Origin of the sequence: Mycobacterium sherrisii, from assembly GCF_002102355.1 — a bacterium.
Lineage (GTDB): Bacteria > Actinomycetota > Actinomycetes > Mycobacteriales > Mycobacteriaceae > Mycobacterium > Mycobacterium sherrisii.
This window is the reverse complement of sequence record NZ_LQPT01000119.1, coordinates 1-12,085: the sequence shown is the minus strand read 5'-3', so window position 1 is coordinate 12,085 and position 12,085 is coordinate 1. Positions and strand designations below refer to the sequence as shown.

Here is a 12,085-nt window from a genome sequence, read left to right as displayed (position 1 = left end):
AACCGGCTCAGCCGGGCGATTGCAACCGAGCGCTATCCGCTGTCCCCATGCAAAAACGTCACGATCGCGTCGACGATGCGACTGGCCATCAGCGTCTTCGACCCGTGCTGCAGCGCCGATTCGGTGCCGTCGGACGCCAGCAGCCAGCCGTCGTTGTTGTCCACCTCGAATGCCCTGCCATCGCCGACGGCATTGACGACCAACAGGTCACATCCCTTGCGGCGCAACTTCGCCCGAGCATGGAACAACACGTCGCCGTTGGCGTCGCCGGTCTCGGCGGCGAAGCCCACGATCGCCCGCATGTTGGGCAACTCGCCGTGGGCCCGGGCACGCACCGCGCCAGCCAGCACGTCGTCGTTGCGCACCAGCCGAATCGTCGGCGGTTCGTCTTTGTCGTTCGGGCCCTTTTTGATCTTCGCGGCGGCAACCTGCGCGGGCCGGAAGTCGGCGACCGCGGCGGCCATCACCAGCACGTCGGCAGCGGGCGCGTGCTTGGACACCGCGTCGGCCAGCTGCTGTGCCGAGCTGATGTGCACCACCTCGACGCCCGCCGGATCGACCAGCCCGACGGTGTGCCCGGCGATGAGCGTGACCTCGGCGCCACGCTGGGCGGCGACGCGAGCGACGGCGTAGCCCTGCTTGCCCGAGCTGCGGTTGCCGATGAAGCGGACCGGATCGATCGCCTCGCGGGTGCCGCCGGCGGTCACCAGCAACTTGCGCCCGGCGAGGTCGTACGGCAGCGCCTCGGGACGTTCCAGCAGCAGCTGGGCCAGGGTGGTGATCTCCTCGGCCTCGGGCAGTCTGCCCTTGCCGCTGTCGCTGCCGGTGAGCCGCCCGAAGGCCGGTTCCAGCACCACGGCGCCGCGGCGGCGCAGCGTGGCGACGTTGTCGACGGTGGCCGGGTGCAGCCACATCTCGGTGTGCATGGCGGGCGCCAACAGCACCGGGCAGCGAGCCGTGAGCAGTGTGGCGGTCAGCAGGTCATCGGCGCGGCCGTGGACGGCGCGGGCCAACAGGTCGGCCGTGGCGGGGGCGACCACCACCAGGTCGGCCTGCTGCCCCAACCGGACGTGCGGCACCTCGGGCACGTCGGAGAACACGCCGGTGTGCACCGGCTGGCCGGAGAGCGCCTCGAAGGTGGCGGCCCCGACGAAGCGCAACGCGGATTCGGTGGGGATGACGCGGACCTCATGGCCGGCCTCGGCGAGCTGTCGCACGACCGTGCACGCCTTGTACGCGGCGATCCCCCCGGAGACGCCGACTATGACCCGCTTGCGATCCACCTATGCCGGCCCTTCCTCGCTGGAGCGGCTCCCCATGACGATCACGGCGCGCCCGGCCCCGACCCGCTATTCGCCTTCGGTGTGTTCAAGCAGGTCGCCGTGGATCTCGCGCATCGCGATCGAGAGCGGCTTTTCCTGCAGTCCCGGCTCGACCAGCGGTCCGACGTACTCGAGGATGCCCTCGCCGAGCTGGTTGTAGTAGTCGTTGATCTGACGGGCGCGCTTGGCGGCGTAGATGACCAGCGCGTACTTGCTCGAGACGCGGTCCAGCAACTCGTCGATGGGCGGATTGGTGATGCCCAACGGGGTGTCGTAGGCGTGCTGGACGCCGGAGGACGGATCGAAATGATCCACGGCGGACAGCGATGTGTCGGACTGCGGCATGCTCACGAAGACTTTCTCCTGGCGCTTGATCTGTTCAAGAGCGGTTGAAACAGCGAAAACTTTGATTCTCGATCGCGCCTGGCCGGTCGGCTCATGCCGGGCCAGGCGCGTTGCCCACCAGCAAGGATACCAATTCTGCGCAGGCAGACTCCAATTGCCTGTTGACCACCACCTGGTCGAAGTCATCCTGGGCGGCCAGTTCCACCCGAGCGGTTTCCAACCGGCGCGCCATCGCCTCCGGCGTCTCGGTGCCTCGCCCGGCGAGCCTGGCCTGCAAGTCTTCCCAGCTCGGCGGGGCCAAGAACACGGTGATGACCTCGGGCATGGCCTTCTTGATCGCCCGGGCGCCGGCCAGATCCACCTCGATGAGTACCGGTAATCCCGCGCGGGTCGCCGCCAGCACCGGCGCAGCCAAGGTGCCCGACCGCTGCAGTCCGCCGTGGATTTCGGCCCACTCCAGCAGAGCGCCCTCGTCGATGAGTTCTTGGAAGCGGGCGGGGCTCACGAAGTGGTAATCGACTCCGTCGACCTCTCCCGGACGCGGTGCCCGCGTCGTGGCCGAGACGCTGAAATGCAGGTTCGGTATGCGCTCGCGTAAGCACCGAACCACGGTCGACTTGCCGACCGCCGAGGGACCGGACAGCACAACCACACGACCCTGGCCAGCTGGCTCAGGACGCGCGACATGCTCGACGTCCGGTCCCCCATCGGCGCTCACTGGCGCGCCTCGACGGGCGCGCCCACAGGCCCTGCGGCCTGCATTGTCGGCAAGCTAGGCGGAGCCGAACTTTTCCAGCAGGGCCTTGCGCTGGCGATCACCGAGGCCACGCAGGCGGCGGGTCGGGGCGATCTCGAGCTCGGTCATGATCTCCTGCGCCTTGACCTTGCCCACCTTCGGCAACGCCTCCAGCAGCGCGGACACCTTCATCTTGCCCAGGACCTCGTCGCTCTCGGCGTCCTTGAGAACCTGGGTGAGGTTGGTGCCGCCCCGCTTGAGGCGGTCTTTCAGCTCTGCTCTGGCTCGACGTGCGGCAGCCGCCTTCTCCAACGCGGCCGCGCGCTGCTCGTCGGTCAACTGGGGAAGGGCCACGATTCCTCCGTATCTGATCAATCTTTTGTCTCTGCCGGGCGCTTGAGCCCAGCGGAGACGACCGTACTCACGGTCCCTGACGAAATCTAACCCGACCCCCAGGTTATGAGGTCAAATGCCCAGCTTGTGCCCGGCCTCCGGGTGCGGGCCGGGGTGGGCCTGGGCATCGCTGGCACCGGCTGTATCCCGTGCTCGCCCGGTCGCGGCGTCCCCCGCGAACGGCCCGACAATCCGGCTTCTACCTGCACTTTTAGGGCGGTTTGCCGGGCAGGCGACGGCGGCTCTCGAAGCCCGGCGCAAGCCTCTCGGAGGTAGCCGTGCAGGCCGGTGCGCCGGATCACGATTTGCCGCGGCGTGTCGCGCGTGTCGCGCCGCGGACAAAGCGCAGGTCTACGCGTCGATGCGGGTGGAAGTGTCTGCGCGTGTGGTTAACCGGGCAACCGTCGGCCGCCGTGATCGGGCGCCAATCGCGTGTCTCATCGCGTGGCTTATCGGGTGGCGAGGTAGGAGACGGCGTCGCGCATCCGCTCGCCCGCGGCGCGCAGATCCGACACGTTCGGGCCGGCCCGCAACACCTCGCGAGCCACCGCGGGCAGCAGCTGGTCCGGCGCGGCCCCACCGAGCCCGCCAAGCGCCTCGGGACGCCCGCCCTGCGCTCCCACCCCCGGGACCAGCACCGGTCCCCCCAGCGCGCTCACGTCGGGCGCCTCGAAGACCGTCGCGCCCAGCACCACCCCGACGTAGCCCGGCCCTGGCGGGTGGGCGGACCGGTTGACCACCGCGGCCTGGTCCACGACCAGTTGGGCGACAGTGCGCCCGTCGAAGGTGGCGCGCTGCACGGTCCCGCCCTCCGGATTGGAGGTCGCGGCCAGCACGAATACCCCCCGGTCGTGTGCGACGGCGGTTTCCAGCAGCGGCCGCAACGAACCGAAGCCCAGATAGGGCGAGGCGGTCACCGCGTCGGCGGCCAGCGGCGAGTCGCCGGCCCAGGCCTGCGCGTAGGCCGCCATCGTCGTCCCGATGTCGCCGCGCTTGGCGTCGGCCAGCACCAGCACACCGACGTCGCGCAGCGCCGCGATGGTGTGTTCCAGCACCGCGAAACCGGCGGCGCCATAGGACTCGAAGAACGCCACCTGCGGTTTGACGACGGCGAAGCCGGCGAACGCCTCGACGCAGATGTCGCAGAACTTGGCCAGCCCGTCCGCGGTGGCCGGTAGCTGCCATGACCGCAGTAGTTCCGGATGCGGGTCGATGCCCAGGCACAACGGCCCGCGGTTCGCCTTCGCTTCGGCCAGCCGGATCCCGAACCCGGTCACGCCGGGTCCCGTTCCGGATTGCTGCCCGGCCCGATCAGGCTGTGCAGCTCCTGCAGCGACCGCACCCCGATGTCGCCGCGAATACCGGCCTCGATGCCCTGCACGGCGGCCGATGCGCCCTGCACGGTGGTGACGCAGGGGATGTTGACCGACACCGCGACCGAACGGATTTCGTAGCCGTCGATGCGGGGGCCGGAGTTGCCGTACGGGGTGTTGATCACCATGTCGACGTCACCGGCCCGGATCGCCTCGACCGCGGATATCTCGGGACGGCCGGGCTGCGGCGCCTCGAAATGCTTGCGAACTTCGTCACACGGGATTCCGTTGCGGCGCAACATTTCCGCGGTCCCCTCGGTGGCGAGTACGCGGAAGCCCAGATCGGCCAGCCGCTTGACCGGGAATACCAGCGATCGTTTGTCCCGGTTGGCGACCGAGACGAACACGGTGCCCTCGGCCGGCAGCGAACCGTAGGCGGCGGTTTGGCTCTTGGCGAAGGCGGTGCCGAAGTCGCGATCGATGCCCATCACCTCGCCGGTGGATTTCATCTCCGGACCGAGCAGCGAATCGATGGCCGCTCCGTCGGCGCGCCGGAACCGGTGGAACGGCAGCACCGCCTCCTTGACCGCGATCGGAGCGTGCGGCGGCGCGTGGGCCCCGTCCCCGGAGGCAGCCAGCATGCCCTCGTCGCGCAGCCCAGAAATGGCGGCGCCCAACATGATCCGGGCGCACGCCTTGGCGAGCGGGACGGCGGTGGCCTTGGAGACGAACGGGACGGTGCGGCTGGCCCGCGGGTTGGCTTCCAGCACGTAGAGCACGTCGTCCTTGAGGGCGTACTGCACGTTGAGCAGCCCCACCACACCGATACCGTGCGCGATGGCCTCCGTTGCGCGCCGCACCTTCTCGACGTCGCTGCGGCCCAACGTCACCGGCGGCAGCGCGCATGCCGAGTCCCCGGAGTGGATGCCGGCCTCCTCGATGTGCTCCATGATGCCGCCGATGTAAACCTCGGAGCCGTCACACAACGCGTCGACATCGATCTCGACGGCGTCCTCGAGGAACCGGTCGACCAGCACCGGGTGCTCCGGCGAGAGCTGGGTGGCGCGGGTGATGTAGCTCTTCAGCGTCTCCTCGTCGTACACGATCTCCATGCCGCGACCGCCCAGCACGTAGGAAGGGCGGACCAGCACCGGGTAGCCGATCTCGTCGGCGATCCGCCGTGCCTGCGCGAAAGTCGTTGCGGTGCCGTACTTCGGCGCGGGCAGCCCCGCGGTGGTCAGCACATCGCCGAACGAGCCGCGGTCCTCGGCCAGGTCGATGGCCTCGGGCGGGGTGCCGACGATCGGAACACCGGCGTCGGCGAGGCGCTGGGCCAGCCCCAGCGGGGTCTGACCGCCGAGCTGGACGATGACCCCGACCACCCCCGGCCCGCCCTCGGCCGATTGCGCCTCGGCCCGGTAGACCTCGAGGACGTCCTCGAACGTCAGGGGCTCGAAGTAGAGCCGGTCGGCGGTGTCGTAGTCGGTGGACACCGTCTCGGGGTTGCAGTTGACCATCACCGTCTCAAAACCGGCCTGGCTCAAAGTGGTTGCCGCGTGCACGCAGCTGTAGTCGAACTCGATCCCCTGCCCGATCCGGTTGGGTCCGGACCCCAGGATCAGTACCTTGGGCTTCTCGGTCTGCGGCGCGACCTCGCTCTCCGCGGCGGGATCTAGTTCGTAACTGCTGTAGTGGTAGGGCGTCTTGGCTTCGAACTCGGCCGCGCAGGTGTCCACCGTCTTGAACACCGGGTGCACGCCGAGGCGCGCCCGAAGCGAACGGACCCCGGCCTCGCCGGCCAACTCCGGTCGCAGCGCCGCGATCTGGCGGTCGGACAGTCCGCTGTGCTTGCCGCGGCGCAGCAGTTCGGCGTCGAGCACGGGGGCCGCGGTCAGCTCCGCGCGCAGTGCCACCAGCTCGCCGATCTGGGCGACGAACCACGGGTCCACCCCGCTGGCCCGGGCGACCTGTTCCACCGACGCACCCAGCCGCAGCGCGAACTCGATGTCGTAGAGACGTCCGTCGGTCGGCGTCTGCAGCCGGGTCAGCACCTCCTCGAGGTCGCCGTCGGGTTCGGGCCCGGTCCAGAAACCGGCCCGGTCGGTCTCCAGCGAACGCATTACCTTGCCCAGTGACTCGATGAAGTTGCGGCCCAACGACATCGCCTCGCCAACGGATTTCATCGTGGTGGTCAGGGTGGGATCGGCGCCGGGGAATTTCTCGAACGCGAACCGCGGCGCCTTGACCACGACGTAATCCAGGGTGGGCTCGAAGCAGGCCGGTGTCTCTTTGGTGATGTCGTTGACGATCTCGTCGAGGGTGTAGCCGATGGCGAGTTTGGCGGCGATTTTGGCGATCGGGAATCCGGTGGCTTTGGAAGCCAGTGCACTGGACCGGGACACGCGCGGATTCATCTCGATGACGATCAGCCGGCCGTCGGCCGGGTTGATCGCGAACTGGATGTTGCAGCCGCCGGTGTCGACGCCGACCTCGCGCAGGATCGCGATGCCCAGATCGCGCATCCGCTGGTATTCCCGGTCGGTGAGCGTCATGGCGGGGGCGACGGTGACGGAGTCGCCGGTGTGCACGCCCATCGGGTCCAGGTTCTCGATCGAGCACACCACCACCACGTTGTCGTGATGGTCGCGCATCAGCTCGAGCTCGAATTCCTTCCAGCCGTAGATGGATTCCTCGATCAGCACGTTGGCGCTCGGGCTGGCGGCCAGCCCGGCGCCGGCCATCCGGTCGACCTCCTCGACGGACCGTGCCATGCCCGAGCCCAGCCCGCCCATCGTGAAGCTGGGCCGCACCACCACCGGCAGGCCGACCTCCTCGACCGTCTCCCGGACTTCGTCCATGGTGAAACACACTCGGCTGCGCGCGGATTCACCGCCGACCTTGGCGACGATGTCCTTGAACATCTGCCGGTCCTCGCCGCGCTGGATGGCGTCGAAGTCGGCGCCGATCATTTCGACGCCGTAGCGCTGCAGGGTGCCGTTTTCGTACAGTGCGACCGCGGTGTTGAGCGCGGTCTGTCCGCCCAGGGTGGCCAGCACCGCGTCGATCTTGTTGCCGCGCTCGGCCTGCTGGGCGATCACCTTCTCGACGAACGCCGGGGTGATCGGCTCGAGGTAGGTATGGTCGGCGTACTCGGGGTCGGTCATGATGGTGGCCGGGTTGGAGTTGATCAGACTGACCTGCAGACCCTCGGCGCGCAGCACGCGGCACGCCTGGGTGCCGGAGTAGTCGAACTCCGCGGCCTGCCCGATCAGGATCGGCCCGGATCCGATCACCAGCACGTGGTTGAGGTCGGTGCGGCGTGGCACTAGCGGCCCCTTGCGCTTTGTTGGGCAGCCATCAGGTCGATGAACTGGTCGAACAGATACTCCGCATCGTGCGGGCCGGCGGCGGCCTCCGGATGGTACTGCACCGAAAACGCCCGCCCGCTGGTGAGTTTGACGCCCTCGACCACCCCGTCGTTGGCGCAGGTGTGGCTGACGATCGCCTCGCCGAACGGGGTGTCGAACCGTTGACCGGCCTCCCCCTCCAGCGCGAAGCCGTGGTTCTGGGCGGTCACGGCGACCCGGCCGGTGGCGTGGTCCATCACCGGGATGTTGATGCCGCGGTGTCCGAACACCATCTTGTAGGTGGACAGGCCCAGCGCCCGGCCCAGGATCTGATTGCCGAAGCAGATGCCGAACAACGGGATTCCGGCGTCGAGCACCTGACGGGTCAGCGCGACGGTGTGGTCCGCGGTCGCCGGGTCTCCGGGCCCGTTGGACAAGAACACGCCGTCCGGTTGAATCTCGGCGATCTGCTCGAAGGACGCCGACGCCGGCAGCACGTGGCTGCGGACGCCGCGACGGGCAAAATTACGCGGCGTGTTCGTCTTGATGCCCAGGTCGAGTGCGGCGACCGTAAACCGTTGAGATCCTTCGGGTTCCACAATATAGGTTTCGGGGGTGCTGACTTCGCCGGCGAGATCGGCGCCGAGCATCGACTGCTGGTTGCGCACCCGCTCCACCAGTTCGGCGGGCTCGGCGAGCGCCGCACCGGAGAACACGCCGGCCTTCATCGAGCCGCGGCTGCGCAGGTGCCGCACCACGGCGCGGGTGTCGATACCGGCGATCCCGACGATGCCCTGACGGATCAGCTCGTCCTCGAGCGTCGACGTGGCACGCCAGTTGGAGGGCCGCGGCGAGGGGTCGCGGATGGCGTAACCGGCCACCCAGATCTTGTCGCCGCGGCTTTCGGCGTCCTCGGCGTTCCAGCCGGTGTTGCCGATCTGCGGGGCGGTGGCGATCACGATCTGGCGGTGATAGCTGGGGTCGGTCAGCGTCTCCTGGTAGCCGGACATCCCGGTGGAGAACACTGCCTCCCCGAGGGTTTCGCCGATCTTGCCGAATGGCCGGCCCGTGAAGACGCGCCCGTCTTCGAGTACCAGCAGAGCCTCGGTGGTCCCCGTCACGCGGCGTCCTCCAGCCAGCCGTCGTAGTTGTCGCGGTTGCCTGCCCGGAATCCGGTGTCGATCTCGACGCCGGACGGGAGTCGCCAGCGGATGGCCAGTATCCCACTGCGGGCCGCGACCTTGCCGGCCATGACGCGTTCGGTTCGCACCTCGATGATCGCGCTTTGCGGGATCCAGATCGGGTTGGCGCGGACGCGTTCCAGCAGAATCCCTTCGGGATACCGGCTCAGCACGGCCTTGCTGCGATAGCCGAGGTCGCCGGCCGTCACGCGCTCGTTGCGTTCCGGCGCCATCGTCGAGCCGACATACACCCCGCGCAGCGTGGTGGTCGCCGTGCCGACCTCGTCGGGCACCGGGGGCAGGGTGCCGATCAGCTCCTGCTGGCGCTGCGCCCGGCGGCGCCAGCCGAGCATCATCACCTGAATCACCACTGCGATCGCCACCACCAGCACGGCCGCGAAAATCAACGACCCCACCAGCGTTCCCGAATTCATGCCGGACTCTTCCCGTCGCGGGCGGTGATCTTCCCGCGCAGCAGTGTGGCGGTCACCACGGCGGGCAACGTCATCGACTCGAACGGCGTGTTGGACGACCGGCTGGCCAGGTCCGGCCCGGTGACCGTCCAACTCGCGTCGGGGTCGATGACCGTCAGGTTGGCCGGCTCCCCCACCTCGAGCGGACGGCCCTGGTCCGGCAATCCGACGATACGCGCGGGGTTTTCGCTCATCACTCGCGCGACGTCCCGCCAGGTCAACAGGCCGGGTGTGACCATCGTCTGCACGACCACCGACAGCGCCGTCTGCAACCCGAGCATGCCGGGCCGGGCGGCGGAGAATTCGCAGCATTTCTCGTGCTCGGCATGCGGAGCGTGATCGGTGGCCACACAGTCGATGATTCCGTCGGCCAGCGCCCGGCGCAGTGCAACCGCGTCGGCGGCTTCGCGTAGCGGCGGGTTGACGCGGTTGACCCCGTCGTAGTCGACCAGCCTGGTGTCGTCGAGCAACAGATGGTGCGGTGTCACCTCGGCGGTGATCGAAATGCCTTGGCCCTTAGCCCATTTCAGCAGTTCGACGGTCCCCGCGGTGGAGGCGTGACAGATGTGCACGCGGGCGCCGGCATCCCGGGCCAAGAGCGCGTCGCGGGCGACGATCGATTCCTCGGCGGCCCGCGGCCAGCCCGCAAGCCCCAGCCGGGAGGCCGTCGGCCCCTCGTGCGCCACCGCGCCGACGGTCAGCCTCGGCTCCTCGGCGTGCTGGGCGATCAGCACGCCCAGCCCGGTGGCGTACTCCAGGGCCCGGCGCATGATCAGCGGGTCGTGCACGCAGGTGCCGTCGTCGGAGAACATGCGCACCTGCGCGGCGCCGGCCGCCATCATGCCCATCTCGGTGAGCTCGGTGCCGGCCAGCCCGACGGTGACCGCGCCGACCGGATGCACATCCACCAGGCCGACCTGCTGACCGCGGTGCCAGACGTGATCGGTGACTACCGGACTGTCGGCCACCGGCGTGGTGTTGGCCATCGCGAACACAGCGGTAAACCCGCCCAAAGCGGCTGCGGCCGAACCGGTTTCGATGTCCTCGGCGTATTCGCGGCCAGGTTCGCGCAGGTGGGTGTGCAGGTCGACGAACCCCGGCAACAGCACCTGACCGGTCGCGTCGATGACGTCGGCGGTGTCAGGTGGCCGCAGCCCGGTGCCGATCTCGGCGATCTGCCCGTCATCGATGCGGACGTCCACCCGCTCGCCTTCGCCGTACAACCGAACGCCGCGAAGCAGCACCGTCACGAGGCCCCCTCTTTTCCATCCGCCCCGTCCGGGTCCGTTCCGACCAGGACGTGGAACAGCACGGCCATCCGCACGTGCACACCGTTGGAAACCTGTTGCAGCACCGCGGATTGCGAGGAATCCGCCACCGACGACGCAATTTCCATGCCCCGCACCATCGGGCCCGGGTGCAGCACCACGGCATGTCCCGGCAGTAGCGCCTGGCGGCGGTCGGACAGCCCGTAGCGCACCGAGTATTCGCGTACCGAAGGAAAGAAGCCGCCGTTCATCCGCTCGGCCTGCACCCGCAGCATCAGCACGGCGTCGGCGGCGGGCAGTTCGGCGTCGAAGTCATAGGAAACGGTGGCAGGCCAGCCGTCCACGCCGACCGGCAACAGCGTCGGTGGCGCCACCAGCACCACCTCGGCGCCCAGGGTGGCCAGCAGCGTGACGTTGGAGCGGGCGACCCGGCTGTGCAGGATGTCGCCGACGATCACGATGCGGCGGCCCTCGATGCCGCCGAGCCGCTGCCGGATGGTCAGGGCGTCCAGCAGCGCCTGGGTCGGGTGCTCATGGGTTCCGTCGCCGGCGTTGATCACCGACGGGCCGGCCTCGTCATCGCGGGTCCAGTCGGCCAGCAGATGCGCGGCGCCGGAGGCCGGGTGCCGGATGACCAGCGCGTCGGCGCCGGCGGCGTGCAGCGTCAGCGCGGTGTCGCGCAGCGACTCCCCCTTGCCCACCGAGGATCCCGAGGCGTTGACGTTCACCACGTCGGCACTCATCCACTTCGCGGCCACCTCGAACGACACCCGGGTGCGCGTGGAGTTCTCGTAGAACATCGTGACCACGGTGCGCCCGCGCAGCGTGGGCAGCTTCTTGATCTCGCGGCCGACCAGGGCCTGCGCGAACCGGTCGGCATCGTCGAGAATCGCCGTGGCGTCGTCACGGCTGAGGTCCGCGGCGGTCAACAGGTGTCTGGTCATCAGTCCCCATCCCGTGCGAGGACGACTCCGTCGCGGTCGTCGTGCTCGCGCAGCAGGACGTGCACGCTCTCGGTGCGGGAGGTCGGCACGTTCTTGCCGACGTAGTCGGCGCGCACCGGCAGTTCACGGTGGCCACGGTCGACGAGGACGGCCAGTTGCACGGCCCGCGGACGGCCCACGTCGCGCAGGGCGTCCAGCGCGGATCGCACCGAGCGGCCCGAATACAGCACGTCGTCGACCAGGATCACCAGCGCGTCGTCGATGCCGCCGGCGGGAATCGACGTGGCTTCCAGCGGGCGGGGCGGTTTGATGTTCAGGTCGTCGCGGTACAAGGTGATGTCGAGTGCCCCATAGCCGACCTGGACGCCGCTGAATTCACCGATGTGGGTGGCGAGTCGGGAGGCCAGGATCACGCCGCGGGTCGGGATGCCCAGCAGCACCACCCGGGGCGCGTCGGGGCCACCGTCGAGCGCGGTTTTTTCGATGATCTGGTGCGCGATACGGGAAATGGTTCGACCGACGTCGGCCGCCGACATCAATTCGCGACCGGTTGCGGAATCACCCGCGGCACTCATGCGAAACCTTGACCTCCTTCTCCGCCTCTCCGGACGGATCGTTAAAGGATGTCGACTGCCCGACAGCCTAGCACCTCGCGACGTGCGGCGCGGCCGGCCCAAAAAGTTTGTGTCGGCTTGTTGCCTCACGTCAAGATGCGCGCGAAGGGTGGTTTGTTGCCTCACGTGCGCGTGCGCGCTTGGTGACT

Annotated in this window: 11 protein-coding genes; all 11 read right to left on the bottom strand. The window is 68.9% G+C overall.

What is annotated here, in order from left to right; all coding sequences use genetic code 11:
• Positions 1-32: 32 nt before the first annotated feature.
• The 11 genes from coaBC to pyrR all read right to left on the bottom strand — a co-directional run bounded on the left by coaBC (position 33) and on the right by pyrR (position 11,897).
• Positions 33-1,283, bottom strand: coding sequence for a bifunctional phosphopantothenoylcysteine decarboxylase/phosphopantothenate--cysteine ligase CoaBC (coaBC, locus tag AWC25_RS24665; protein WP_069402166.1), 1,251 nt, complete (start codon positions 1,281-1,283; stop codon positions 33-35).
• Positions 1,284-1,349: 66 nt separating this feature from the next.
• The gene (gene rpoZ / locus AWC25_RS24660; protein ID WP_069402167.1) at positions 1,350-1,673 is read right to left on the bottom strand and encodes a DNA-directed RNA polymerase subunit omega; all 324 of its coding nucleotides are present in this window, start codon (positions 1,671-1,673) and stop codon (positions 1,350-1,352) included.
• An 85-nt stretch (positions 1,674-1,758) separates the two neighbouring features.
• A complete protein-coding gene (gmk, locus tag AWC25_RS24655; protein WP_084229500.1) occupies positions 1,759-2,385 on the bottom strand; it encodes a guanylate kinase in 627 nt (208 codons plus the stop codon).
• Between the two features lie 54 nt (positions 2,386-2,439).
• Positions 2,440-2,757 carry an integration host factor, actinobacterial type gene (mihF, locus tag AWC25_RS24650; protein ID WP_003407240.1) on the bottom strand — a complete coding sequence of 106 codons (318 nt, stop codon included), beginning with the start codon at positions 2,755-2,757 and terminating at the stop codon, positions 2,440-2,442.
• Between the two features lie 488 nt (positions 2,758-3,245).
• Positions 3,246-4,073 (bottom strand): orotidine-5'-phosphate decarboxylase, encoded by an 828-nt coding sequence (gene pyrF, locus AWC25_RS24645; protein ID WP_069402169.1) that lies wholly within the window; start codon positions 4,071-4,073, stop codon positions 3,246-3,248.
• Complete coding sequence (gene carB / locus AWC25_RS24640; protein WP_069402170.1) at positions 4,070-7,435, bottom strand: carbamoyl-phosphate synthase large subunit; 3,366 nt, start codon at positions 7,433-7,435, stop codon at positions 4,070-4,072. Before carB ends, pyrF begins: the two co-directional genes overlap by 4 nt.
• Positions 7,435-8,577, bottom strand: coding sequence for a glutamine-hydrolyzing carbamoyl-phosphate synthase small subunit (gene carA / locus AWC25_RS24635; RefSeq protein ID WP_142279044.1), 1,143 nt, complete (start codon positions 8,575-8,577; stop codon positions 7,435-7,437). The genes carB and carA overlap by 1 nt, the downstream gene beginning before the upstream one ends.
• Entirely contained in the window at positions 8,574-9,071 is a 498-nt protein-coding gene (locus AWC25_RS24630) for a PH-like domain-containing protein (protein ID WP_069402171.1), read from the bottom strand. Before AWC25_RS24630 ends, carA begins: the two co-directional genes overlap by 4 nt.
• The gene (locus AWC25_RS24625) at positions 9,068-10,360 is read right to left on the bottom strand and encodes a dihydroorotase (protein ID WP_069402172.1); all 1,293 of its coding nucleotides are present in this window, start codon (positions 10,358-10,360) and stop codon (positions 9,068-9,070) included. The genes AWC25_RS24630 and AWC25_RS24625 overlap by 4 nt, the downstream gene beginning before the upstream one ends.
• Complete coding sequence (locus AWC25_RS24620) at positions 10,357-11,325, bottom strand: aspartate carbamoyltransferase catalytic subunit (RefSeq protein ID WP_142279043.1); 969 nt, start codon at positions 11,323-11,325, stop codon at positions 10,357-10,359. Before AWC25_RS24620 ends, AWC25_RS24625 begins: the two co-directional genes overlap by 4 nt.
• Positions 11,322-11,897, bottom strand: a complete 576-nt coding sequence (pyrR, locus tag AWC25_RS24615; protein ID WP_069402174.1) for a bifunctional pyr operon transcriptional regulator/uracil phosphoribosyltransferase PyrR — start codon at positions 11,895-11,897, stop codon at positions 11,322-11,324. Before pyrR ends, AWC25_RS24620 begins: the two co-directional genes overlap by 4 nt.
• Positions 11,898-12,085 lie beyond the last annotated feature (188 nt).